Source organism: Haloplanus ruber (assembly GCF_024494725.1).
GTDB classification, from domain to species: domain Archaea; phylum Halobacteriota; class Halobacteria; order Halobacteriales; family Haloferacaceae; genus Haloplanus; species Haloplanus ruber.
On the sequence record NZ_JANHDK010000001.1, the window covers coordinates 1,308,117 to 1,332,154 of the forward strand.

The 24,038-nt window shown below is 68.5% G+C and carries 27 protein-coding genes; 14 read left to right on the forward strand and 13 right to left on the reverse strand.

The window, feature by feature from the left end:
- Positions 1-30: 30 nt before the first annotated feature.
- The 3 genes from NO878_RS07015 to NO878_RS07025 all read right to left on the reverse strand — a co-directional run bounded on the left by NO878_RS07015 (position 31) and on the right by NO878_RS07025 (position 2,507).
- Positions 31-801: a DUF7260 family protein gene (locus NO878_RS07015; protein WP_256405244.1), complete on the reverse strand. Its 771-nt coding sequence runs from the start codon at positions 799-801 to the stop codon at positions 31-33.
- Positions 798-1,091: a DUF7552 domain-containing protein gene (locus NO878_RS07020; protein ID WP_256405245.1), complete on the reverse strand. Its 294-nt coding sequence runs from the start codon at positions 1,089-1,091 to the stop codon at positions 798-800. The genes NO878_RS07015 and NO878_RS07020 overlap by 4 nt, the downstream gene beginning before the upstream one ends.
- Positions 1,092-1,181: 90 nt before the next feature.
- Positions 1,182-2,507, reverse strand: coding sequence for a glycerate kinase type-2 family protein (locus NO878_RS07025; RefSeq protein ID WP_256405246.1), 1,326 nt, complete (start codon positions 2,505-2,507; stop codon positions 1,182-1,184).
- A gap of 52 nt (positions 2,508-2,559) precedes the next feature.
- On the opposite strand from NO878_RS07025, the gene NO878_RS07030 reads away from it, so the two are divergent.
- Genes NO878_RS07030 through NO878_RS07045 form a run of 4 tightly spaced genes read left to right on the forward strand, consistent with a single transcriptional unit; the run spans position 2,560 to position 6,923 of the window.
- Positions 2,560-4,239: a TraB/GumN family protein gene (locus NO878_RS07030; RefSeq protein ID WP_256405247.1), complete on the forward strand. Its 1,680-nt coding sequence runs from the start codon at positions 2,560-2,562 to the stop codon at positions 4,237-4,239.
- Positions 4,236-4,865 carry a zinc metalloprotease gene (locus NO878_RS07035; protein WP_256405248.1) on the forward strand — a complete coding sequence of 210 codons (630 nt, stop codon included), beginning with the start codon at positions 4,236-4,238 and terminating at the stop codon, positions 4,863-4,865. The genes NO878_RS07030 and NO878_RS07035 overlap by 4 nt, the downstream gene beginning before the upstream one ends.
- A gap of 53 nt (positions 4,866-4,918) precedes the next feature.
- The gene (locus NO878_RS07040; protein WP_256405249.1) at positions 4,919-5,524 is read left to right on the forward strand and encodes a TetR/AcrR family transcriptional regulator; all 606 of its coding nucleotides are present in this window, start codon (positions 4,919-4,921) and stop codon (positions 5,522-5,524) included.
- Positions 5,511-6,923: an MATE family efflux transporter gene (locus NO878_RS07045; protein ID WP_256405250.1), complete on the forward strand. Its 1,413-nt coding sequence runs from the start codon at positions 5,511-5,513 to the stop codon at positions 6,921-6,923. The genes NO878_RS07040 and NO878_RS07045 overlap by 14 nt, the downstream gene beginning before the upstream one ends.
- Positions 6,924-7,049: 126 nt before the next feature.
- Here NO878_RS07045 and corA read toward each other — a convergent pair whose 3' ends face one another.
- Positions 7,050-8,045, reverse strand: coding sequence for a magnesium/cobalt transporter CorA (gene corA, locus NO878_RS07050; protein ID WP_256405251.1), 996 nt, complete (start codon positions 8,043-8,045; stop codon positions 7,050-7,052).
- Entirely contained in the window at positions 8,042-8,206 is a 165-nt protein-coding gene (locus NO878_RS07055) for a hypothetical protein (protein ID WP_256405252.1), read from the reverse strand. The genes corA and NO878_RS07055 overlap by 4 nt, the downstream gene beginning before the upstream one ends.
- Positions 8,207-8,288: 82 nt before the next feature.
- Here NO878_RS07055 and purM point away from each other — a divergent pair, with 82 nt between their 5' ends.
- Complete coding sequence (gene purM, locus NO878_RS07060) at positions 8,289-9,260, forward strand: phosphoribosylformylglycinamidine cyclo-ligase (protein ID WP_256405253.1); 972 nt, start codon at positions 8,289-8,291, stop codon at positions 9,258-9,260.
- Positions 9,261-9,268: 8 nt separating this feature from the next.
- On the opposite strand, the gene NO878_RS07065 is transcribed toward purM, so the two are convergent.
- Complete coding sequence (locus tag NO878_RS07065) at positions 9,269-9,808, reverse strand: CBS domain-containing protein (protein ID WP_256405254.1); 540 nt, start codon at positions 9,806-9,808, stop codon at positions 9,269-9,271.
- A 97-nt stretch (positions 9,809-9,905) separates the two neighbouring features.
- Here NO878_RS07065 and NO878_RS07070 point away from each other — a divergent pair, with 97 nt between their 5' ends.
- Entirely contained in the window at positions 9,906-10,208 is a 303-nt protein-coding gene (locus NO878_RS07070) for a DUF7969 family protein (RefSeq protein WP_256405255.1), read from the forward strand.
- A 9-nt stretch (positions 10,209-10,217) separates the two neighbouring features.
- Here the strand turns inward: NO878_RS07070 and NO878_RS07075 are convergent, their stop codons facing one another.
- Both NO878_RS07075 and NO878_RS07080 read right to left on the reverse strand, forming a co-directional pair.
- Complete coding sequence (locus NO878_RS07075; RefSeq protein WP_256405256.1) at positions 10,218-11,678, reverse strand: RtcB family protein; 1,461 nt, start codon at positions 11,676-11,678, stop codon at positions 10,218-10,220.
- A gap of 35 nt (positions 11,679-11,713) precedes the next feature.
- Complete coding sequence (locus NO878_RS07080) at positions 11,714-12,124, reverse strand: archease (RefSeq protein WP_256405257.1); 411 nt, start codon at positions 12,122-12,124, stop codon at positions 11,714-11,716.
- Between the two features lie 115 nt (positions 12,125-12,239).
- On the opposite strand from NO878_RS07080, the gene glnA2 reads away from it, so the two are divergent.
- A complete protein-coding gene (gene glnA2, locus NO878_RS07085) occupies positions 12,240-13,592 on the forward strand; it encodes a gamma-glutamylputrescine synthetase (protein ID WP_256405258.1) in 1,353 nt (450 codons plus the stop codon).
- Positions 13,593-13,672: 80 nt separating this feature from the next.
- Positions 13,673-14,149, forward strand: coding sequence for a GNAT family N-acetyltransferase (locus tag NO878_RS07090; protein ID WP_256405259.1), 477 nt, complete (start codon positions 13,673-13,675; stop codon positions 14,147-14,149).
- Between the two features lie 19 nt (positions 14,150-14,168).
- On the opposite strand, the gene NO878_RS07095 is transcribed toward NO878_RS07090, so the two are convergent.
- From NO878_RS07095 to NO878_RS07105, 3 genes are read right to left on the reverse strand one after another with little or no spacing between them, the layout of a single operon-like run.
- Positions 14,169-15,017 carry an eIF2B alpha/beta/delta subunit family protein gene (locus NO878_RS07095; RefSeq protein ID WP_256405260.1) on the reverse strand — a complete coding sequence of 283 codons (849 nt, stop codon included), beginning with the start codon at positions 15,015-15,017 and terminating at the stop codon, positions 14,169-14,171.
- 44 nt (positions 15,018-15,061) lie between these two features.
- Positions 15,062-15,331 (reverse strand): DUF5822 domain-containing protein, encoded by a 270-nt coding sequence (locus tag NO878_RS07100; protein WP_379824102.1) that lies wholly within the window; start codon positions 15,329-15,331, stop codon positions 15,062-15,064.
- Positions 15,332-15,355: 24 nt separating this feature from the next.
- Positions 15,356-16,135 carry an alpha/beta fold hydrolase gene (locus NO878_RS07105; RefSeq protein ID WP_256405261.1) on the reverse strand — a complete coding sequence of 260 codons (780 nt, stop codon included), beginning with the start codon at positions 16,133-16,135 and terminating at the stop codon, positions 15,356-15,358.
- 155 nt (positions 16,136-16,290) lie between these two features.
- On the opposite strand from NO878_RS07105, the gene NO878_RS07110 reads away from it, so the two are divergent.
- The 3 genes from NO878_RS07110 to NO878_RS07120 all read left to right on the forward strand — a co-directional run bounded on the left by NO878_RS07110 (position 16,291) and on the right by NO878_RS07120 (position 20,127).
- Positions 16,291-16,530, forward strand: coding sequence for a DUF7127 family protein (locus NO878_RS07110; RefSeq protein WP_256405262.1), 240 nt, complete (start codon positions 16,291-16,293; stop codon positions 16,528-16,530).
- Positions 16,527-18,797: a CDC48 family AAA ATPase gene (locus NO878_RS07115; RefSeq protein WP_256405263.1), complete on the forward strand. Its 2,271-nt coding sequence runs from the start codon at positions 16,527-16,529 to the stop codon at positions 18,795-18,797. The genes NO878_RS07110 and NO878_RS07115 overlap by 4 nt, the downstream gene beginning before the upstream one ends.
- A 61-nt stretch (positions 18,798-18,858) precedes the next feature.
- Positions 18,859-20,127 (forward strand): MFS transporter, encoded by a 1,269-nt coding sequence (locus tag NO878_RS07120; RefSeq protein WP_256405264.1) that lies wholly within the window; start codon positions 18,859-18,861, stop codon positions 20,125-20,127.
- Between the two features lies 1 nt (position 20,128).
- On the opposite strand, the gene NO878_RS07125 is transcribed toward NO878_RS07120, so the two are convergent.
- Positions 20,129-20,614 (reverse strand): DUF7979 domain-containing protein, encoded by a 486-nt coding sequence (locus NO878_RS07125; RefSeq protein ID WP_256405265.1) that lies wholly within the window; start codon positions 20,612-20,614, stop codon positions 20,129-20,131.
- Between the two features lie 85 nt (positions 20,615-20,699).
- On the opposite strand from NO878_RS07125, the gene NO878_RS07130 reads away from it, so the two are divergent.
- A complete protein-coding gene (locus NO878_RS07130) occupies positions 20,700-21,647 on the forward strand; it encodes a mechanosensitive ion channel family protein (protein ID WP_256405266.1) in 948 nt (315 codons plus the stop codon).
- Positions 21,648-21,650: 3 nt separating this feature from the next.
- Here NO878_RS07130 and NO878_RS07135 read toward each other — a convergent pair whose 3' ends face one another.
- Positions 21,651-22,886, reverse strand: coding sequence for a permease (locus NO878_RS07135; RefSeq protein ID WP_256405268.1), 1,236 nt, complete (start codon positions 22,884-22,886; stop codon positions 21,651-21,653).
- A 257-nt stretch (positions 22,887-23,143) separates the two neighbouring features.
- On the opposite strand from NO878_RS07135, the gene NO878_RS07140 reads away from it, so the two are divergent.
- Both NO878_RS07140 and NO878_RS07145 read left to right on the forward strand, forming a co-directional pair.
- Positions 23,144-23,668 carry a DoxX family protein gene (locus tag NO878_RS07140; protein WP_256405269.1) on the forward strand — a complete coding sequence of 175 codons (525 nt, stop codon included), beginning with the start codon at positions 23,144-23,146 and terminating at the stop codon, positions 23,666-23,668.
- Between the two features lie 14 nt (positions 23,669-23,682).
- Positions 23,683-23,979 (forward strand): hypothetical protein, encoded by a 297-nt coding sequence (locus tag NO878_RS07145; protein WP_256405270.1) that lies wholly within the window; start codon positions 23,683-23,685, stop codon positions 23,977-23,979.
- Positions 23,980-24,038 lie beyond the last annotated feature (59 nt).

Consider the following 24,038-nt stretch of genomic DNA (forward strand, 5'->3'; position numbering starts at 1 on the left):
CCCCGGCTGTCCCCGCTTTTTCCCTCCGCTCTACGCACACCGGGTGAGGTGCGCCCGGACATTTCGCTGACAGCGCTCGCAGGTCGCGACCAGCGTCGCCACACCGTCGAGTACGGGATGCTCCACCGCCAGGTCGTCGTAGAGATACGAGACCAGACACCGGTGACCGAGGCCAACGTGTGCGTGTTCGCTGGTCGACCCGTCGAGGAATGACTGTCGTTCCCGGGCGCGCTCCGCACACCGGTCGCGGTGGTCGCCGAGGCGAGCGTGTCGGGTTCGGAGGCCGTCGAAGTCGAGCGCTGTCAGCGGCGTCTCGTCGGCCTGCTCCAGCCACCGGCGGATCGCCGTGAACTCTTCGCGGGCGGCGTCGAGCGCCGCCGCCTCGCGTTCTAGTGCGGTCGCCATCGTCCGGAGTTGCCACTGTCGCTCGGTGGCGGCCTCGGTCACCTGCTCGTGAAACTGCGGCGTGAGCGCAGGCCCCGTCGTCGGCGCCAGCGCCACCGCCACTTCCTCACCGAGTTCGGCCGCCAGCGTCTCGAAGACGGACTCGTCTTCGTCGATACCGTCGACCGACCGCACCGTCGCGGCGAAGGCCTCGCGGACCGCCGCACAGCCGCCGCCCTGCTGAGTCGTCGCGAGCGTCGTCCCCACCGGCCCGGGCGCGTCACCGCCGACGCCGTCGGTCGAGACGTCACGAAGCCGTTCGACGAAGGAGTCGTAGGCCGTCAGCTTCGCCGCCACCGCCTCGCGTTCCGCCGCAACGCGTGCGCTGGCCGCCGGGACGTGCGTCTCGACGGTCATCGCTCGCCCTCAACTCCCACCGCGGCGCGGTCGGTCACCGCCCGCGCGTCTGTCGTCGCCGGCCGACAGTCGTGGACGATGGGGTCGACCCACGCCAGTTCGGAGTCCCACCGACGGAGCGCCACCCGGTACGTGCGGGTGAGCCGAGCGGCGACCGCCGCCGTCTCGCGGTCGGGGAACCGCAGCCCCGCAACCGGAACCGGCGGCTCGCCCGTGCGGGCCGACGCCACGCGATACGGGCCGCCATCGGCCAACGCCTCGATCCGCCGCCGCGTCTCACGGAGACCCATCGATGCCACCTCGTGTGGACGTGTGGGGACACACCTCTGCCATACGTTTTAGGCCACCCTAAAACATCATAAGCGTTTCGTCGCTGGGGGTTACTCGACGACCATGACACGCAGGTCGTTGACGTTCGTGCCCGTGGCGCCGGTTGTGATGACCGCCTCGCGGTCGTCGAGGTAGCCGAAGGCGTCGCTGCCCGCGAGCGCCCGGCGGGCCGCCGCGACGTCGTCGACGGTGTCGGCGTCGACCAGTGCCCCCGCGAAGTCGCTGCTGCCGTCGCGGCCGTCGGTGTCGACGCAGGCGAGGGTCGTTCCTGCGGGGCGTTCGACGGCCGCCGCCAGCGCGAACTCGGCGTTCGGCCCGCCGACGCCGTCGCCCCGGACGGTGGCCGTCGTCTCGCCGCCCGAGAGGACGACCGCCGGCGTCTCGATGGGGTTGCCCGTCGCGCCCACCTCCTCCGCGACGGCGACGTGGGTCAGCGCCGCCTCGCGGGCCTCGCCCCGTACCGACGACGAGAGGACGCAGGTTCCGTATCCGCGGTCGGCCGCCACCTCGCGTGCGGCGTCGATGGCCGTGAACGCGTCCGCGAGGACGTGATTCGCCGTCCGGTCGAAGACAGGGTCGCCCGGTGCCGGCGTCTCGGCGAGGCTCCCGGCCGCCCCCGCTTCCAGTCGCTCCCGAACCGCGGCCGGCGGATCGACGCCGTACCGGTCCAGGGCGTCGAGGGCGTCGGCGTAGGTCGACCCGTCGGGGGCGGTCGGCCCGCTGGCAATCACGCTCAGATCGTTGCCCACCACGTCGCTGAACACGAGGCTCACGACGCGGGCGGGGGCGGCGAGTTCGGTGAGGCCGCCACCCTTGAGCGTCGAGAGGTGTTTGCGGACCGCGTTGAGGTCGCCGATTTCCGCGCCCGAATCGAGGAGCGCGTCGGTCGTCGACTGCAGGGCGTCAAGCGTGATTTCCTCGGCCGGCGCGGGCAGGAGGGCGCTTCCCCCGCCGGTGATGACTGCGAGGACCAGCGTCCGCTCGTCGGCGTCGGCAACGAGTTCGCGGAGGCGCTCGGTCCCCTCGACGCCCGCCCGACTGGGGACGGGGTGGTCGCCACGCCACCGTTCGATCCGGTCGCCGTCGCCAGGCTCCGGCGTGACGACCGCGCCGGCGTCGATGCGGTCGCCGAGGACCGTCTCCAGCGCCGACGCGACGCCGTCGGCCGCCTTTCCACCCCCGACGACGACGATACGGGTCACGCCCGACAGGTCGTAGGTGGCGTCGCCCACGCGGAGTCGGTCGTCGTCGAGGCTGACCGCCTCGGCGACGACGCGGTCGGGACGGGCAGCCTCGACCCCCGCGCGGACGCAGGCGAGCGCCGTCTCCCGTCCGCCGGTCGATGCAAGCCGGCTTTCGTTCTCGATGGAGACCATACCCCGCCTCTCTCCGACAAGGGTAAAAAGCGTGCCCCAGTAGCGACCGGTGATGAACGACCAGGGGGCGTCGACCGACCGCGAGGGTCGCGTCCGCGTCGTCGGCACGGCACACGTCTCGGCCGAAAGCGTCCGTGAGGTGGAAGCGGCCATCGAGGAGGAACGGCCCGACGCAGTCGCGGTCGAACTCGACGAGGGCCGCTACCGCCAACTCCAGGGCGAGACACCCGACGACATCGAACCCGGCGACCTCCTACGTGGCAATACCGTCTTCCAGTTTCTCGCCTACTGGATGCTCTCGTACGTCCAGTCGCGCCTCGGCGAGAAGTTCGACGTCACGCCCGGCGCGGACATGATGGCCGCCGTCGACACCGCGGAGGAACTCTGCATCGACGTCGCCCTCGTGGACCGCGACATTCAGACGACGATCCAGCGGTTCTGGGCGCGGCTGGGACCACTCGAAAAGGCACGCCTCGTCGGCGGCCTCGTCTTCGGCGTCACCGACGCCAGAGGAATCGGCCTCGCACTCGGTGTCGCCGCCGGCGTGATCGCCGGCCCACTCTTGGGGCTGTTCGGCCCCTCGCTCGGTCTCACCGTCCCGCTCCTTACCCGGATCACCGGGGGTGTCCTCCTCGCGCTCGCCGCCGGCCTCGTCACCCATACGCTTGCCGACACCGTCCTCGATCCGAACGACGCGCTCGTTGCGGCGGGCGGTGTTGGCGTCGCCGCCGGCCTGCTCGGGGGTGTCGGCCTCGGCCTCGCGGACGGCGCCGTCGGCGCGCTCGGCCCCTTCGTCGCCCGCGTCGTCGGCAGCCTCACCCTCGGCCTCGCCGGCGGCGTGAGCGTCGGCCTCGTCACCGGCTGGCTCGCCCACCGCGCCGGCTACGGCGCCGCCGACGCCGACGAACTCGACGACTTCGACGTCGAGGAACTCACCGACGCCGACGTGGTGAGCGTGATGATGGAGGAGTTTCGGGCCTTCAGTCCCGCCGGCGCCCGCGCACTCATCGACGAGCGCGACGCCTACATCGCTCACGAACTGATCCGACTCCGCGAGACGGGCCGGGACGTGGTGGCCGTCGTCGGCGCCGGCCACCGCGAGGGCATCGAGGGCTACCTCGACGCGCCCGAGACGCTGCCGCCCTGGGAGTCACTCGTCGGCACCGACTCGGGCGGCGGCGTCCCCTGGCTGAAGGCGGTCGGCGTTCTCGTCTCCGTCGGCTTCGTCGCCTTCTTCGTCCTCCTGGCGATGGCGGGGGTCCGCAACGGCTTCCTGCTTCGGCTCTTTGCCGCGTGGTTCGTCGTCAACGGCGTCTTCGCGGCGGGACTCGCCAGACTCGCCGGCGCCCGGTGGGATTCGACGCTCGTCGGTGGTCTCGTCGCGTGGATGACCTCGGTCAACCCGCTTCTCGCGCCGGGGTGGTTCACCGGCTACGTCGAACTCCGGCACAACCCGGTCAACGTCTCCGACATCGGCACGCTGAACGAACTGTTGAGCGACGAGGAGACGCCCATCCGCCAGCTCGTCGCCGAGATGTTCGAGGTGCCGCTGTTCAAACTCATCATGGTCGTCGCGATGACCAACGTCGGCAGTATGATCGCCAGCCTCCTGTTTGCGGTGTATGTCCTGCCGCTGTTCGCGACGGAGATTGGCGGCGTCGACGGTGTCACCCGGCTGATGATCGAGGGCGCACGCAACAGCGCCGAACTGCTCTGGAGGATCGTCACGTGACCCTCCGGTTCAGTGCGCGTGAACTCCGTGATCTGGGAATCGCGTGGATCGCCCTCGGCGTCGCCTTCGCCATCTTCTTTGCGGGCGGCGGGAGCCGCGCCGTGGCGATGCTGCTGGATCGAGGCGTGATCGGTCCCCTCCTGATCTCGCTCATCACCGCCGGCCTCGGATTTCTCCTCCATGAAATCGCTCACAAGGTCGTCGCCGTCCGCTTCGATCAGATCGCCGAGTTCCGCGCCGACTACGGCATGCTGTTTCTGGCCGTCATGAGCGCGCTCGTCGGGTTCCTCTTTGCCGCGCCGGGCGCCGTCCACCACCGCGGGCGACTCACGCCCCGCGAACACGGGCTTATCGCCCTCGCCGGCCCCGTCACCAACGGGCTTCTCGCGCTGGTGTTCGTCCCCATCTACGTCGCCGGCGCCCTCGTCGGCTCCCCCTTTCTCGCCCTCCTCGGTGGCCGCGGCGTCGCCATCAACCTCTTTCTGGCGGCGTTCAACCTCGTCCCCTTCGGACCGCTCGACGGGCGGACCGTTCTGGACTGGAGCACGCCCGTCTTCGTCGCGTCGTTCGTTCCCGCCGCCGTCGTCGCCGTCTACGTGGTGTTCGTCCTCGGCGTCGGGTTCTGATCGGGGCGGCCGGAGTTCCGAAGCCTTTTGCTGACTGACCGGTCAGTTACGGTGTGAACGGCGACGACTCGGTCTCCCGACCGACCGACGACATCATGTGTGCGACCTATCGGGCCCTCTGCCGGCACGGCTACGCCGACCTGACGATGCAGGATATCGCCGACGAGTGGGAAAAGAGCAAGCCCGCCCTCCACTACCATTACGACACCAAGCGGGGCCTCCTGCTTGCCTTCCTCGATCACCTCTTTACCAACTACACCGACCGCGTGGCTGCCCCCGAGGACGGGCCGGCGCGGGAGCGACTGGACGCGCTGATCGACGCCGCCCTCGACCCGCCGCGAGCCGACACGCACCGCGAACTCCGGACGGCTCTCTTCGAGGTGAAGGCACAGGCGCCTCACGACGAGGCGTTTCGCGAGCGTCTGTCGCGGTTCGACGACTACCTCACCGACGAGGTGCGATCCGTCGTGGGCGACGGCGTCGAGTCGGGTGCCTTCCGTGCCGACACCGACATAGAGACGACGGCAACGCTACTCGTGACCCTCCTCAACGGCGCCCACTCTCGCCGGGTCGCCCTCGGAGCCGACGATGGGGTGCGTGAGGCGATTCGTGCGTTCGTCGACGACCACCTCGGGAGGCGGGTCGATGAATCTCGGTGACCTGTTCAAGTCCCGCGAGGAGTTCGACCTGACCGAGGGCGACGTGGGGCTGCCCCTGTTTTATCTCTCCTTGCCCATCGTCGTGACGAATCTCCTGCAGACGGCGTACAACCTCGCCGACACGTTCTGGATCGGCCAGTACAGCACGGAGGCCCTCGCGGCGATCAGTTTCGCCTTCCCGATGGTCTTTCTCATCATCTCGCTGGGAATGGGGCTGGCGGTAGCGGGGAGCATCCTCGTCGCACAGTACACCGGCGCGGACAAACAGCGGGAGGCCGAGTACGCCGCCTCCCAGACCGTCGGGTTCGCGGCCGTCGTCTCGGTAGTCGTCGGCGCCGTCGCCTACGTCTTCGTCGGCGACGTCCTCGCTCTCTTGGGACCCGAACCCGACGTGTTACCCCTCGCGACGGGGTACATGGAGATCATCTCGCTGGGCATCTTCTTCATGTTCGGCTTCCTCGTGTTCGTCTCTCTCATGCGCGGATATGGGGACACCGTTACCCCGATGCTCGTCATGCTCGGGTCCGTGGCGCTCAACGTCGTCCTCGATCCATTCCTCATCTTCGGGTGGTGGTTGTTCCCGCAGTGGGGCATCGAGGGTGCGGCAATCGCCACCGTCTTCTCGCGTGGCCTGGCGCTCGTGGTCGGCCTCTGGATCATGTTCACCGGGCGCCGTGGCGTTCGGATCAGGCTCCCAGACGTCGTTCCCGACCTCCAGTACGGCCGACGACTACTCCGAATCGGCGTTCCGGCCTCCGTCGAGGGGACCGGCCAAGCCGTCGCCATCAACCTCCTCATGTTCATCGTCGGCACCTTCGCGACGCCCGTCGTCGCGGCCTTCGGCATCGGCGTGCGGGTGTTCTCGGTCATCTTCCTGCCCGCCATCGCCGTCGCCCGCGGCGTCGAGACCATGTCCGGTCAGAATATCGGCGCCGGGAAACCGGACCGTGCGGCCCTGACCGCCCGGGTCGCCGCTCGGACCACCTTCGTCGTCCTCGCGGCCGCAGGCGTCGTGACCTGGTTTTTCGCCGACCCCATCGTCGCACTCTTCACCGACGACACGCAGGTGATCGAGGTGGGCGCCACGTTCCTCCGCTATGTCGCCCCCTCCTTCGGCTTCATCGGCATCATGCGCTCGTACAACGGCGGATTCCGCGGGGCGGGCAAGACGCTCACCGCCGCCGCTATCGCGGTGACGATGCTCGGTGGGGTGCGCCTGCCAATCGCCTGGTTCGCCTCGCAGGTGATGGGCCCGCCAGGGATCTGGGTCTCCTTCCTGATCTCGAACGTCGTCGGTGCGGTCATCGCCTACGTCTGGTTCGGACGGGGAACCTGGCGAACCACCGAACCCCGCGGCCAGGCCGTGACCGACGTCGCCGACGATCCGGCCGACGACTGACGCCGCGCGGGCCACAGGATACGCGTGGCTCCGGCGGGCCGGCCGCTATCTCGGCCGAACGACTCCGCGGCCCAAGTCGAGGCGGCCGACGGTCGGGCGATACCCGACGGTCGGCTGGACCCGTGATTAGAGCCACCCCGACGAACGGAAGTAGCCGAGCATGACCGCGGCGATGAGGCCCATTCCCATCATGACCGCAGGGTAGCCAAAGCGCCACCCGAGTTCGGGCATGTTGTACGGCCCGCCGCCGAAGTTCATGCCGTAGACGCCGACCACGAACGTCAGCGGGAGGATGATCGTCGCCACGACCGTCAGCCGTTTCATCACCTCGTTTGTCGACTGTGAGAGCGTGTTGAGGTAGATATCGCGGGCACCGCTGGCCAAGTCGCGGTACGTCTCGACGAGTTCGACGTGTTGGACGAGGTGGTCGTACACGTCGCGATAATATTTCTGGGTCCCCGAGCGGACGTGTGCCGCGTCGCCTCTGGCGAGGACGCTCACCGCGTCGCGGGTCGGCCAGACGATCCGCCGGATCGAGAGGAGTTCCCGTCGGAGGCTGTTGAGTATCTCCAGGGTCTCCGTGTCGGGGTCGTCGATGATGCGGTCTTCCACGGCCTCGATATCGCTACCGATCTCGTCGAGGATGTCGAAGTACTCGTCGACGATGGCGTCGATGACCCGATAGGCGGTGAAGTCGGCGTCGTTGCCGAGCAGTCGCGGTTCCTCGCGGGTGACGCGCTCCCAGACGCTTCCGACGGCCGCCGTCTCCTCGGCGGTGATCGTCACGATCCAGTCGTGACCGAAGAAGAGACCGACCGGCTGATCGCGGATCTCCTCCTCGAAGGTCGTCTCGCCCCCGCGAAGGCGCGCGCTTTTCACCAGGACGAACGTGTGATCCGGAAACGCCTCGACCTTTGGCGCGGGGGTGCCTTGGACGTCTTCGATCTCTAGGGGGTGCAGGTCGAAGGCCTCGGCCACCCGGTCGAGTTCCTCGTCGGTGGGCGCGGAGACGCGAACCCACGTCGTCCCGGTCGCGGTCCGGGCCTCGCGCAACGCCTCCAGCCCCGTCCCCTCGCGTCCCTCGACGACGCGTCGGTCGTAGACCACCGTCCGGACCGTCATGCCGTCGTCCTCCAACCCTCGCCGACGGCGACGAGCGTAACCCCGACCATGACCGCCGTGATCGAGAACGCCCGGCCCGGGAACGGGACGGCCACGCCCACGAGGTAGCCACAGACGCCGATGACCGACAGGGCGGCGCCGACGCGGAAGGCTCGGTCCATACTGTCTCTCGCGCACGAAGCACCAAATACCTCGGCCGGCGCAAGCGGTGTGCTTTTGCCGTCGGCCGACGGCGTCCACCGCATGAGCGACGACGACGAGGAACTCACGTACGCGTCCGCCGGCGTCGACATCGCGGAGAGCGAGGCGGCCACCGCCGCCCTCGTCGACGCCGTCGGCGAGAGCGACGGCGACTACGCGGGACTGCTCGATATCGGCGACCGGTACCTGGGGCTGGCGACCGACGGGGTCGGGACGAAACTCCTCGTCGCCGAAGCGCTCGGTGATTACTCCACTGTCGGCATCGACTGCATCGCGATGAACGCAAACGACCTCGTGGCCGCTGGGGTCCGACCGGTCGCGTTCGTCGACTATCTCGCGGTCGACGAACCCGACGAGGCGTTCGCCGAGCAGGTGGGCGAGGGCCTCGCCGCCGGCGCCGAGCGTGCCGGGATCGAACTCGTCGGGGGCGAGACGGCCGTGATGCCCGAGGTAATCAACGGTCTCGACCTCGCGGGAACGTGTGCCGGGTTGGCGGCCAAGGACGCCATCTTCCCGGGGCACGCCGAGGTGGGCGACGCACTCATCGGCGTGCCGTCCGCCGGAATCCACTCGAACGGACTCACGCTGGCCCGGGAGGCCGTCACCCGCCAGGGATCGTACACCGACCCCTGCCCGTTCGGTGACTACGACCGCCTCGGCGACGCGTTGCTCGAACCGACGCGCATCTACACCGACCTCCTCGACCCGATGCGGGAACACGGCGTCCACGCCGCGGCACACGTCACCGGCGGCGGCTGGACGAACCTCGACCGTCTCGGCGACGCCCGCTACGTGATCGAGGACGCCTTCGACCCGCAGCCGGTGTTCGAGTTCGTCCAAGAGACCGGCAACGTCTCCGACGAGGAGATGTACCGCACCTTCAACATGGGGACGGGGTTCGTCGCGGCGCTTGATCCGGCGGACGCCGAGTCGCTGGCGGCGGCCGTCGACGGCCGCGTGATCGGCCGCGTCGAGTCGGGGACCGGTGTCTCGATCCGCGGGCTGGAACTGTAGCAGGTCGCCTACGACAGTTCGGACGCGATGTCGGCCTCGGTGATGATGCCGACCGCCTCTCCGCTCTCGGTGACGATGACCGCCTTGTAGTAGTCGAGCAGGTTGCTGATCTTGTCGACCGAGTCCTCCCGCGAAACCGTCGGGAACTGCTCGCTCATGATCTCCGCGACGGCCTTTTGGCCGACGTTTTCGCCCTCGTGGCGGATATCGCTGAAGCTGATCGAGCCGACGGGGAGTCCGTTCTGCAACACCGGCAACTGCGAGAAGGCCGCCTCCTCCATCCGGCGCTCGGCGTCGGTCACGGCGTCGTCCGGCGCGACGCTGACCAGCGTCTCGTTCATCAGATCCTCCGCGCGGACGACACCCCCCTCGGCCTCGTCGAGCGCCGCGACGATCCGTCGAAGCGTCGACAGCCGTGGATCGACGTCCCCGCCCTCGATCCGCGCGATCAACGGCTGAGAGACGCCGGCCATCTCCGCGAGCGCACTCTGTGTCAAGTCGAGGGCGGTCCGGCGCTCCCGCAGGTCCTGCGGCGTCGGTAGTTCCATGCGGACAGATAACTATCGGTTATTAAAATTACTTTCGACCGGTGCGGCGCCGGGGTCGTGGCCGACAGTATAAGTCCCGCTCGCCCATACCGACGACATGGGCTATCCGGTCACCTACCACTGTCCGCGCTGCGAGGCTATCGTCGAGATCGAACGCGAGGGGTATCTCGCCGACAAGTCGGTGACGCCCTATCCGCTCGAAGGGTGGACGTACGCCGACGCCGACGGAGATATCGAGGCCGCGAACGGCGTTCGCTTTGTCTGTGGCGCGGACGGCACCCTGCGTGACGACGACGTCGAGGGCTGTGGCGAATCCTTCTACCTGAGCTACGTCCGCTTCGAGGGCGGCGACCCGGTCGACCCGATCCCCGAGAGCGAGTACGTCGAACTCGACCCCTGAGACGGGAGCCTACCCCTTGATGTTACAGACGGGATACGTTCGCGCCACCTTGTCACCGATGCCCAACTCGTCGGAGACGCGGACCACCTCGTCGACGTCCTTGTAGACGCCCGGCGCCTCCTCGGCGACGGTCGCACCACTCTGGGCCTTGACGTAGACCTGTTGCTGGTCACGGAGTTCGTCCTGGACCGTCTCGCCCCAGAACTCCTGTTTGGCCTGGGTTCGGCTCATGAGACGGCCGGCGCCGTGAGCGGTCGACCCGAAGGTGAGATCCATCGACGCCTCGCCGCCGCGCAGGACGTAGCTCCCTGCACCCATGCTTCCGGGGATGATGATCGGCTGGCCCACGTCGCGGTAGGCGGCGGGCACCTCGGGGTGACCGGCGGGGAACGCCCGCGTCGCCCCCTTTCGGTGGACGTAGAGTTTGCGCTCCGCGCCGTCGACCTCGTGGACTTCCCGTTTCGCGATGTTGTGGGCCACGTCGTAGAGCAGTTGCATATCCATCGACTCCCACGAGCGGTCGAACACCCGCTCGAACACCTGCCGGGTCCGGTGCATGATCAGCTGTCGGTTCACCCACGCGAAGTTGATACAGGCACACATCGCGCCGTAATACGCCTCCGCGAGCTCGGAGCCGGCGGGGGCCGCGGCGAGTTCCTTGTCCGGCAAGGCCCCGAGCAGGTCGTCGTGGCGCTGCTCGATCTTTCGGAGGTAATCCGTGCAGGTCTGGTGGCCAAGTCCCCGGCTCCCACAGTGGATCAGGACGACGATCTGGTCGGGTTCCAGCCCGTACGCGGCGGCGACGTCGTCGCGGTAGATGTCGGTCACGCGCTGGACCTCGAGGAAGTGGTTGCCGCTCCCCAGGCTGCCGAGTTGGTTCTTGCCGCGATCCTTCGCCTTCTGGGAGACGGCGTCGGGATCGGCATCCGGGCGGCGCCCCTCGTCCTCGCAGTGTTCGAGGTCGGCGGGCACCGCCCACCCCTCCTCGAGGGCCCAGTCGACGCCGCGGTCGAGGACCGCCTCGACGGTCGGCATATCGCCGTCGACGATGCCGCCGCCACCCAGCCCCGAGGGGACGTTCGCGAACAGCGACTCGACGAGTTCCTCCTCGCGGCCGCGGACGTCGTCGTAGGTGAGATTCGTCTTCATCATCCGCACGCCGCAGTTGATGTCGTAGCCGACCGCTCCCGGCGAGATACAGCCGTTCTCGGCGTCCGTCGCGCCGACGCCGCCGACAGGGAAGCCGTACCCCTGGTGGCCGTCGGGCATGCAGATGGCCTGGCCGGTCATCCCGGGCAGGTGAGTCGCGTTCGTCAACTGCTCGAGGGTCTTGTCGTCGCCGATCCGTTCGAGCAGTGACTCACTGGCCAACACCCGCGCCGGAACGCGCATCTCTCCCTCGCGGGGAATCTCCCAGACGTGCTCCCGAACTCGTTCGAGGCGGATGCCGTCGAACTCGCGTGTGGTCATACGCGCCCCGAGGGGGTCGACGCGGGAATACGTTACTACACGTCGAGGACGACGTAGGTCTCCCAGCCGTCGTCGACGCGTTCGACCCGCATCTCGGAGTAGGTCACTGCCTTCACGTCGCGGGCCGCGATAGCTCCGAGCGGGACGCCGCGAGCGCTCGCCTCGACGGTCCACTCCCCGTCAGCCTCCCGGACCGTCGCCTCGTTGTCGACGGGGAGCACCCCTCGGACGTCGCGTTCGTAGATGAGTCGGTCGAGATAGTCGAAGAGGAGCGCCTCCCGGCCCTCGGCGCGGACCGTGAGGGAGAAGCGCTCACCAGTCTCCGGAATCTCGTCACACATCGCCGCCGCGAGGCCGTCGGCGGCGGCGGCGAAAGCCTCGCCGAGGGTCCCGCCACGGGACGCGACGGCGACGTCGGCGGTGTGGGGGCGGAGTTCGAAGCTCATCGACGGTTGTCGCCGGAACGAGGGGCGGGGGGGTCAAAACGCTTGCTCGACCAGAAAGGGGAAGCAATTGCCGATACGCCCCGGAATACGGGGACGACACGCGTCGTCACGACGTATGACGACGAGCAAGGAAGTTCTCCGGCGGGCCGACGCGGAGGACGTGGAACTGGTACGGGTCGTCTTCGTCAACAACAGCGGCGTGCCGCGGGGACGGGTCGTCGACCGGGAGTCGCTGCCGACGGCGCTGACCGACGGGGCGAACGTCACCCACGCGATGCAGTCGTTCAACGCTCTGGACCGCCTGGCCCCGGAGGGACGGTTCGGGCCGGCGGGGGAAGTGCGGGTCGTCCCCGACCCGGAGACGTTCACCGTCCTGCCGTACGACGACCGGGCGGCGCTCATGCTCGCGGACCTGCGTGACTTGGACGGCGAGCCGTGGGCGGCCGGGCCGCGCGCGCAACTCCGCCGGTACCTCGAGGAGTTGGGGGCCGAGGGGTACGCACCGGAGTTGGCCTACGAGAGCGAGTTCTACTACACGCGAACCGAGGACGGCGAGTCGGTTCCCCTCGACGACAGCACCTGCTTTTCGACCGACGGGATGCGTCGCACCCACGACGTCGTCCTCGACACCGTCGACGCTCTCAAGGACCAGGGAATGGGCCTGTCGGCGTACTACCCGGAGTACGGTCCCGGGCAGCAGGAACTCGTCATCGACCACGCGACGGGTGTCGCCGCGGCGGACGACTACGTCCGGTTCGCCGAGACGGTGCGGGCGGTGGCCGCTGACCACGGCATCGACGCCACCTTCCGCCCGAAGCCGTTCCCCGAACTGCCGGGGACAGGCTGTCACATCCACCTGTCGCTGTGGCGAGAGGGGGAGAACGTCCTCCACGACCCGGACGCGGACGGGCCGTACCCGCTCTCGGCGGCGGGGCGACACTTCGTCGGCGGCCTCGTCGAACACGCGCCGGCGCTGGTGGCAGTGACGGCCCCGACGGTAGAGTCGTACGACCGGCTGGCGCCGGGAATGTGGTCCTCGGCGTACACCTGCTGGGGCGAGGACAACCGCGAGGCGGCGATTCGCGTGCCGTCAGCGAGTCGGAGCGCACCCGCGGCGACGACCCGTGTCGAGTTCAAGCCGGCCGACAACACGGCCAACCCCTATCTCGTGCAGTTGGCGTTGGTCGCGGCGGGGATGGACGGAATCGAGCGCGAACTCGACCCCGGTGAGCCGCTGAACCGCGATCCGACAACCCTCGACGAGTCCGCGCGTGCGGCCCGTGGAATCGAACGCCTCCCGAGCACGCTCGCGGACGCGCTCGATGCGCTCGCGGACGACGACGTCCTCCGGTCGGCGATGGGCGAGGCCCTCTTCGGGTCGTACCTCGAAGTCAAGCGCAGCGAGTGGGCGATGTCGACCGACGACGACGGCGAGTGGGAGTCGGACTACCTCGACCGAGCCTTCTGACGAGGACGGCGCGGCGAGAATCCGGCGACGATAGACGCCGACGGTGAAGTTATAACGTCCGATGCGTCTAGAGTTCTCTAGTGAGCGTCACCGTCGAGAAGCGCGTGGACGGCCCCGGGGCGACCGATCACGCCGCCGAGGCTTGGGAACTCAAAGAGCGCATCCGCCGGACCGAGAACGTCCTGAAACAGCGAAAGCGGTTTTTCATGGACGCGTACCGGCGGGCGAAGACCCATCTCCTCTATCTCGACGACGACCTCGTGGGCTTTGCGACGACCAGGCGCGACGGCTACATCCTCTTTCTGGCCGTCGCCCCCGAGTGGCGCGGCGAGGGGTTCGGCCGACGGCTGATCGCGGAGGTGGCCGAGGAACACCGGACGGTCACCTGTCACGCCCGGGCGACGAACGAACGGGCGCTCGCCTTCTACGAGTCGGTCGGCTTCGAGATCAAGCGTCGCATCGAGAGCTACTACGAGGACGACGGCGACGCGTACTACCTTCGGCTCGGTCCCGACGAACGGCTCCGGGACCGACTCTCCGAGTTGATCCGGCGGTAGCCGTCGGGAAGCGACGCCCTCAGTCGTCGTAGTGGCCCTGGTCGGTGACCACGTTGTCGACCAACGACATCGGTGTCGCGTCGTAGGCGGGGTTCTCGATCCGGACGCCCTCGATCGGTTCGCGGATCACCTCGGCAGGGGGGCGAGACTCGTTCTCGAAGACGAAGTCGTCCGCGATGATCTTCGACTGCGAGCCGACCACCGTCACCGGCACGCCGGCCACGTCGGCGGCGGCGGCGAGTGGGAAGGTCCCCACGCGGTTGTAGAGGGTGTCCTCGACGATACAGTCCATGCCGACGATCACCCGATCACACCGGTCAAGGAGGTGGCCGGCGGCGCTGTCGACGGCGAGGTGTGGCTCGACGCGGTCCATCTCGGCGAGTCGGCGGGAGGCCTTGCGGCCGAGATAGCGGGGACGCGCCTCGGTGACGTAGGCGGTGAGGTGCCGGCCGTCGGCGGCGGCCGTCTCGATAGCCTCCAAGACGGTCGAAGAGAAGTCGTGGGTGAGGAAGGTCTCGCCGTCCTCGAACGTCTCGGCGGCCTCCGCGGCGGCCCGCCGCTTGCCGGTTTCGATTGTCTCGGTGACGCGGTCGATCACCGCTTCGGTCTGAGATTTCGCCGCCTCGACGGTGTCGGTCGCGCCGAGGACCGCCTCGACGACCTCCCGCATCGCCTTGTGCAGCGAGGCGTGAGAGGGGTTGGCCCGGCGGAGCGCACCGGCGTTCCGCTCTAGGTCGCGCTCGTAGGCCTCGACGTTCCGGTAGTCCCGGTCGAGGAGTTCGCGGAGCGCGGCGGTGGCTTTGACCGCGACCACCGACGAACTGTGGGTCTGCATCCGCTGAATCTCCTCGATGGTCTCGTCGATCATACGGGGAGGTGTCGTGTCCGCGGCAAAGAGTTTCCGGCCGGCGATCACTCGGTCCCGCTCCGGGCGTCGGCGTCGTCGGGGTCGTCGCCCGCCCGCCGAGCGTAGCCGTAGGCGAGGACGGCGGTGACGAACCAGACGAGCGCCCCGACCCGGACGGCGAAGGCGGCGCGAGCACCCCACGTCGGGAGCGTCGTCGTCGTCGAGAGCGCCGCCACCAGCGGCGCGCCGGCGACGATGGTCGTCACGAACGTCACCTGCATCACCCACCCGAAGTCGACGCCGTCGGGGTCGGTTCGCTCGACGCGGTGTGGCACGCCCGTGGCTTCGCGGCCGACCCGCTAATGCGTGGCGATTCGCTCCAGAAACGCCGAGAGGGCCTCGTTGAACGCCGCGGGCCGTTCCAGCATCGCGATGTGGGCCGCGTCGGAGACGGTCGTCCACTCTGCGTCGGGGATCGACTCGGCGAGCGACTCGTGATACCAGGGCGGGGTCAAGGCGTCGTGTTCCCCGACCACCGCGAGCGTCGGGACCGTCACGTCGTCGAGTCGCCCGCGAACGTCGAACTCGTGGCAGGTCCGAAAGTCCCGGTGGACCACGGCCTGTCCCGTCTCGCGGAGCGCCTCCTCCGAGGCGGCCACCAGCGCCGCGTCGGGGTCGTGAAAGAGCCGATCCGGTCCGTGCAGGAACTCGAGTGCCCGCTCGAAGTCCGTCCGGAGCCACCGAAGCAGATCCTCGAGGACCGCGAGTCTGGCGCCCGTCCCCGCAAGTACCGCCCCCGAGAGATCGATATCACGGTCGAGTACGAGCGTCAGGACGACGGCACCGCCGAGAGAGTGCCCACAGCAGACGCGGGCGTTCGTCTCACGGGCGACGGCGGCGACGTCGTCGGCGTAGGCCGACAGCGTCTCGTACCCCGGCGCGGCGTCGACGTCGTCGCTCGCGCCGTGGCCGCTCAGATCCACGGCGATCACGGGCCGCCGGTCGGCGAGGCGGGTCTGCCCACTCCAGACCTCGCTCGTCCCGCCGCTGCCGTGGACGAGGAGGATCGGCGCCCCGCCGCCACCCCGGTCGTGTCGCCGGTAGGCCGTCGTCCGGCCGTGGTGTGTAACCGTCTCCATACGACCGATAGCGCAGGGAGGTGTATAAACCCCGTCCGCGGGAGCGAGTCGTGTGAACCGCAATTTTATCGAACGAGATTACCCCGACACCGTACTGCGATTAGCCGTCAAAAGGTTTATATACGTGCGTAGCTAACGTGGAGTTAGGAAGTATCATGGAGAGACAGCAATACGCCGGTGAGGACGGGACGTTCGTCCGCCGGTACGACTACGAGGACGAGTGGATGATCGCGGTCGACGTCGACGTGGCGGACGACCGGCTGGCCACCGACGTTATCGACGGGACCGCCATCGTGCTCGTCGACGAGGAGGTCGAACTGGAGTTTGAGGTTCCCGGCCCGGTCGGGGACGTCGAGACGAACAACGGCGTGCTCGTGGTGCGGGGTGAACGATGAAACTCATCGTCAAGCCACTGAAGCAGAAGGACGCCGGTCGTGGCCTCGCCGCCATCGACCGCGCGGCCGTCGCCGAGATGGGACTCGATGTCGGGGATTACATCCGCATCGAGGGGAGCGACGGCACCGCCATCGCGCGTGTCTGGCCGGGACTGCCCGAGGACCAAGGCACCGGCGTCGTCCGGATCGACGGCCAACTCCGCCAGCAGGCGAACGTCGGCATCGACGACCGCGTCGAGGTCGAGAAGGCCGAAGTGAGCCAGGCCGAGCGCGTGACCGTCGCACTCCCCCAGCAGATCGGGATTCGTGGCGATATCGGCCCGTATCTCCGCGATAAGCTCACCGACAAGCCGCTCACGAAAGGGCAGACCCTCCGGGTTCCCTTCGGCTTCGGCTTCATGGGCGGCCGCGGGAACAAGGCCCTCCCGCTGAAGGTGGCCGACACCGACCCCTCGGGGACGGTCGTCGTCACCGACTCCACCGAGGTGCAGATCAGCGAACGGCCCGCCGAGCAGATCCGAGAGACCGGGGCCGCGGACGCGAGCCCCGAGACGCCGGACGTGACCTACGAGGACATCGGCGGCCTGGATCGCGAACTCGAACAGGTTCGCGAGATGATCGAGTTGCCGATGCGCCACCCCGAGCTATTCCGACGGCTCGGCATCGACCCGCCGAAGGGCGTGCTCCTGCACGGCCCGCCCGGCACCGGCAAGACGCTGATCGCGAAGGCCGTCGCCAACGAGATCGACGCCTCCTTCCACGACATCAGCGGGCCGGAGATCATGTCGAAATACTACGGCGAGAGCGAGGAGCAACTCCGCGAAATCTTCGAGGAGGCCGAGGAGAACGCGCCCGCGATCGTCTTTATCGACGAGATCGACTCCATCGCGCCAGAACGCGGCGAGGCCGGCGGTGACGTGGAGCGCCGCGTGGTGGCCCAACTCCTCTCGCTGATGGACGGGCTGGAGGAGCGCGGCGAGGTCGTCGTGATCGGTGCGACCAACCGCGTCGACGCCATCGACCCCGCGCTCCGTCGGGGTGGCCGCTTCGACCGCGAGATCGAAATCGGCGTCCCCGACCGCGACGGCCGCCGCGAGATCCTCCAGGTTCACACCCGCAACATGCCACTGTCCGAGGACGTCGACGTCGACGAGTTCGCGGACTCGACGCACGGCTACGTCGGCGCCGACCTCGAGAGTCTCGCCAAGGAGGCCGCGATGAACGCCCTCCGGCGCATCCGCCCGGAGATCGACCTCGAAGAGGACGAGATCGACGCCGAGATCCTCGAATCCCTGGAGGTCGACGAGGACGACTTCCGCGAGGCGCTGAAAGGCATCGAGCCGTCGGCGCTTCGCGAGGTGTTCGTGGAGGTTCCCGACGTCACCTGGAACGACGTTGGCGGCCTCGAAGACACCAAGGAACGCCTCCGCGAGACGATCCAGTGGCCCCTCGACTACCCCGAGGTGTTCGAGGCCATGGACATGCAGTCCGCGAAGGGCGTTCTCATGTACGGCCCGCCCGGCACCGGCAAGACGCTCCTGGCTAAGGCCGTCGCCAACGAGGCCGAGTCCAACTTCATCTCGGTGAAAGGGCCCGAACTGCTCGATAAGTACGTCGGGGAAAGCGAGAAGGGCGTCCGCGAGATCTTCAGCAAGGCTCGCGAGAACGCCCCGACCGTCATCTTCTTCGACGAGATCGACGCTATCGCCACCGAACGCGGCCAGAACACCGGCGACTCCGGCGTCTCCGAGCGCGTCGTCTCACAGCTCCTGACGGAGCTCGACGGGCTGGAGAGCTTAGAGGACGTCGTGGTGATCGCCACCTCGAACCGCCCCGACCTCATCGACTCGGCGCTACTGCGCCCCGGCCGACTGGACCGGCACGTCCACGTGCCTGTCCCCGACGAGAGCGCGCGCCGCGCCATCTTCGAGGTCCACACCCGGAGCAAGCCGCTGGCCGACGACGTCGACCTCGACCGGCTCGCGCGGCGCACCGAGAACTACGTCGGCGCCGACATCGAGGCGGTCTGCCGCGAGGCCTCGATGGCCGCCTCCCGGGAGTTCATCAACAGCGTCTCGCCCGACGAAATCGGCGACTCCATCGGCAACGTCCGCGTCACGATGGACCACTTCGAGCAGGCGCTCGACGAGGTGACCGCGAGCGTCACCGAAGAGACTCGCGAGCGCTACCGCGAAATCGAACAGCGCTTCACGACCGAGGATGGTGCCGCCGCCTCCAAGGGCGAAACCAGTCGGACCTTCCACTAGGTCCACCCGGAACCGGGCGCTATTTGGGGGTCGCCCGCGATGACGAGGCGTGTTCCGCTCGATGCGACGGCGACGGGCTGCACTCTGGACCCTTCTCGCGGCCGGCTTCCTGTTCGTCAACTTCCACCGTACCGCGACGGCCGTCCTCGCAGACTCGCTCGCGCGGACCTTCGACGCGACGGGCGCCGAGCTCGGCGTGCTGCACGCCTCGTTTTTCTACATCTACGCCCCCCTCCAGCTCCCGGCGGGGCTGATCGTCGACCGCTACGGACCGCGGCGAGTCGGGGCCGGCGGTCTGGGACTCCTCTCTCTCGGTGTCGGCTGGTTTGCCCTCTCCGAGTCGCTCGCGAGTGCGTTTCTCGCCCGTGCGGTCGTCGGCCTCGGGGGGAGCGTACTCTATATCGGGACGCTCCGCTTCTGTGCTAACTGGTTCCGTGCCGACCAGTACGCGACCATGACCGGCTACACCGTCGCGGCCGCGGGGTTGGGCGGCATCCTCGCGACGACGCCACTCGCCGTCGCCACCGGAGCCGTCGGCTGGCGGACGGCAGTTCTCGCGACGGCGGTCACGACCGGCGTGCTCACCCTCGCAATCGCGGGGTTCGTCCGCGACACGCCGGCACAGGCGGGGGTGGCGACCGACGGCGATGGCCACGGTGTCGACACCAGCGCCGCCACCCTCACCGACGTCGTCGCCAACGTCCGAACCGTCGTCGCCGAGCGCGAGACGTGGCTGATGGGGCTGATCCTCTTCTGTGTACTCGGGGTGAACTTCACCGTCCTCGGCCTCTGGGGGGTGCCCTTCCTCGTCGACAGCTACGACATCTCCCTCGCTCGCGCTTCGACGGTCGTACTCGTCGGCAACGTCGGGTTCGTCCTCGGATCGCCGCTCCTGGGAGCGCTCTCTGATCGCCTCGGTCGCCGGACGGAAGTCGTCGTCGCCACGACAGGACTGTTCACGGTCGCGTACGCCGTTCTCGCCGTTGTCCCGCCGTTCCGGGTCGTCGCCCCCGTGTTGTTCGTCGCGCTCATCGCCAACGGCGGCGTAGCGCTGGTGTTCACCGTGGGCAAGGAGCGCCACCCTCCGTCGGTCGCCGGAACGGTCACGGGGGTCGTCAACGGGTTCGGCTACGCCGGCGCCGCACTCCTTCCCGCTCTCATGGGTGGGGTTCTCGACGCCTACTGGACGGGTGAGACCCTCAACGGCGCCCGGGTGTACACCGTCTTCGGCTACCGGATCGCCTTCGGTATCGCGACGGCCGCGGGACTCGTCGCCACGCTGGCGGCCATGTGGCTCCACCGACGGGAGACCGCGCCGGGCGAGCGGTGACTCAGCCCCGATACCGGCGTAATCCGGCGGTTGCGAGGCCGGCAGCGATGAACAACAGGCCGAGCGGGCGGATCGCAGAGAACGCGAGGCCGACGGCCAGCGCCGCCAGATTGAGCGCCTCGCTCCGTCGCTCCGTGCGGACCGCGTACACCGTCCCGTCGTAGCTGACGGCGTAGAGTCCCTCGTTCAGGCTGACGTGGTCGCTGGTGTACCGGAACTCCGGGGCCGTCGCCGACGCGTGTTCGACGACGTACGGCGAGTCCGCGGCGCCGCGAGCGACCGCCCGCTGGGCGGGCGCCGAGAGGTCCTCGTAGGGTAACACGTCCCGCTCGTCGTACGCGATGCCGTGGGCGAGCGTGCCGTTCTCCGCGGGGTCGACCCGGTGGACGTAGTCGGTATCCACCCCGTTGCCGACGGGGACCGCCGAGAGCAACAAGAGGGCGATGCCCACGGCGACGAGCGCCGAGGGGAGGGAGACGCGGACCATATCGACGCCGTCGACCGCCGGCCACGTGGGTCTTGCCTTCCGGTCCGATCCGAGGCTTTTTGCCGATACCTCGTGGGGTACCGGTATGCGCCACGCCGGGTGGGCCGCCCTCGTCAGCGCTCTTGTCCTCCAGGCCGGCGCCGAGACCGTTCGACGGGTCGGCCTCAACGGGACGGCCTTCGGGGTGGCTCTCGGCCCACCGATCCTGCTCTCCCTCTCGGTGGCCGCCGTCTGTCTCGGCGCGTACGGTGGGTACCGACTCGTCGGCGGTGCGTTGCTCGCCCGCACCGCGAGCAAGCGCCGGCGCCACGACGTCCGCAACGTGCTTCGCCTCGCGTTCGGCGTCCTCGGACTGATCGCCGTCTTCGGTGTCGTCACGCGCAATTGGGTGAGCGTTCTGTTCTCGCTCGGGGTCGTCGGGGTCGCCGTTACCTTCGCGCTCCAGCAACCCCTGTTTTCGCTGATCGGCTGGCTCTACATCGTTACCAAGCGCCCCTACCAGGTCGGCGACCGGATCGCCATCGAGGACACGCGCGGCGACGTGGCGGCCATCGACTTCTTCACGACGGAAGTGTGGGAGATCGACGGCGAACTCGTCTCCAGCAACCAGCCGTCGGGCCGGATCGTCACCGTTCCCAACAGCGTCGTCCTCTCCTCTCACGTCGTCAACTTCTACGGCAAGGGCGTCCCTCACGTCTGGAACGAACTCTCGATACAGGTGGCCTACGAGACGGATCTAGCGTTCGCAAGCGATCTGATGGCCGAGGTGGCAGACGACCACATCGGCGACGAGATGGCGCGCCACGTCGCCGAGTACCGCGACCGCCTCAAGGAGACGCCGGTCGAACTCGACGTGAACGACCGGCCGACGGTCAACGTCGTCCAGCGGGAGTCGTGGGTCGAACTCCGCCTCCGATATCTGGTCCACCCACGGCGGGGCACCCAGACGCGAAACACGCTGTCCCGGGCGATCCTCGACCGGATCAACGAACACCCCGAGCGCGTGAAATTTCCGGTCAGTCGCAGTCGGTGACCCTCAGGCGCGGGAGTCCGCCATCTCTCCTTCGGTGTCGTCCGCCCCGCGGTCGATCCGCCCGACGTACACCTGCCACAGAAAGAGGAGCGTGAAGACGGCGTTGAGCGAGGTGGTGTAGCCTCCGGGAGCGGTGCCACCGGTCTCGCCGCCCGCCGGGATCAGTCCGAGACCGGACCAGAGGTAGTGGATGGCCACCCCGGAGACGACAGCGGCGACGAAGACACCGGCGAACAGGACCGCCGCCATCCGGAGGCCGTAGTACCGTCGGTAGGCGTCGACGATGGTCGGCACGATCAGATCGGCGAAGATGAAACTCATCACGCCGCCGAAGGCGATGCCGTTCGACCAGAGGATGAGTGCGAACGGGACGTTCCCGACCGAACAGACGAAGGTGGCGACCCCGACGACGACACCGATGACGGCGCTCGCGGCGACCCAAGTGACCGATCCCGCGGCGCCGACGCCGAACAGCGTCGTCCACCACGCCCGCGGGACGAAGGCGGCGATCAACCCCGCGATCAGGAATCCGGCGACGATGTCTGTCCACAACATTCCCCACTCGCCGAGGGTGTTCTTGGCGGCCAGCCGCCATCCGTCGCGGGTCAGCAGACGGTCGCGCCACGTCGCGTCCGATTGCCGCCGTGACTCGACGTACGCCGCCTTGCACGACGCCGAACAGAAGTATTCGGTGCCGCGCTCGGTCGCCAGTTCGACGGTGTCCGCCGCCGTCGGATCGACCGTCATCCCGCAGGTGGGGTCGCGGACGCCCTCCGTGGATCGCAGGTGCTCGCGGGCGGCCACGAACCACTCCGCGGGAACGAGCACAGCAAACGTCGCGGCGAGGAGGCCGATGAGCAGAAGCCCGGCGACGTAGTCGGCGACGACGAACTGCCAGCCGAGCAACACCCACATCACCAAGCCGAGTTCGATCACGAGATTCGTCGAGGCGAACTGGAAGGCCGCGAGGCTGGCGACCGGTGACGCACCCTTCTTGAACAGCGACTTCGTGGTCGCCACCGCGCCGAACGAACACGACGAGGACGCGGCGCCGAAGGCCGTCCCCAGTGCGAGTTCGCGCCACCCGCTCCCGCCGAGGACGGCGGACATCCGCTCTTCGCTCACGAACGCCTCTACCGCGCCGGCGATGGTGAATCCGAGGACGAGCGCCCACCACGTCTCCCAGCCCATCTCCGCGGCCAGACCCACCCCCTCGACGAACGATTCGACGACCGTCACACGCCCCACCTCGCGGGCCAAGCGTCGGTCGACCGATACATCGTACGTCTCGTACGCCGGCCTCGTTCACCTCGATTGTGGTTTCGATTCCTCTGTCAGCACCCGAAGAAAATTTTCGAAAACAGCGGATTGTCTACAGATACGTTCGGAACTGAATGTGGGGCGCGGCGCTACACCAGCCCGATTCCCAGCGTGCAGGAACCGGCTGTACGGTATATCGGCTCGGCGGCTCGATCTGCGAATGCGGGGTGTGTACCATGGCATACGACACGTCGAACCGCATAGAGGAACCGTTCGAGTTCGGCGGATCGAGTCCGATCACGGCGTTCTGGATCGCGTTCCTCCGGATCGCCGTCGGCTGGTGGTTCCTTCACGCCGGCGTGACGAAACTCGTCGAATCCGGGTTGAGCTACGCGTACGGCCCGACCTATCTCACGGAGATGGGCGGGACCGTCCTCGGCCCGGTCGCAGTGACGATGGGGACCTCGATCCCGTGGTTCGTCGCCGCCATCGTCCCGGTGGCCGAGACGCTGATCGGCCTGGCGCTGATGGCCGGGGTCGCCGTCAGACTCGCGTCCATCGGCGGCGCCGTGTTCATGTCGTTCTTCTGGGTCGGCAACGCCGAGTTCGGCCACGGCGTCGTCAACGGCGACCTGCTGGGACTGTTGCTGTTCGTCACGCTGATCGTCCTCGCCGCCGGCCGGTATTACGGCTTGGACGCGATGATCGAACGCACCGAACTCGTCCAGCGCTACCCGCGGCTCAGATACCTGCTCGGCTGAGGAGGTGACCACCCATGCCAACCACCACCATCGACGACGTGGCGATGGCGCTGAGCGGCACGCTGCTGACGCTCGGGGTCGTCGTCCTCGGAATCGTAGAACTCGTCGACGGGGCGCCGTACGGGGCGTCTCCCGTGACGAACGAGGCGGGCGAAATCGTCGCCACCCCTGGCGTCGATCCCGCCATACGGACGGCGCTGGTGCTCGCGGGCCTGGTCGTGTTGTTGCTGTGGGGCGGCTACCGGGTCGTCGTGGGTCCGGAGCCGAGCGGAGCGACGACGGACGCCACCGCGGCGCCGGGGACGCAGTGACCCCGTCGCCGTGAGGCCCCCACGGCCGAAGTGTTATTCACGGGGCGTGTGAGGAGGAA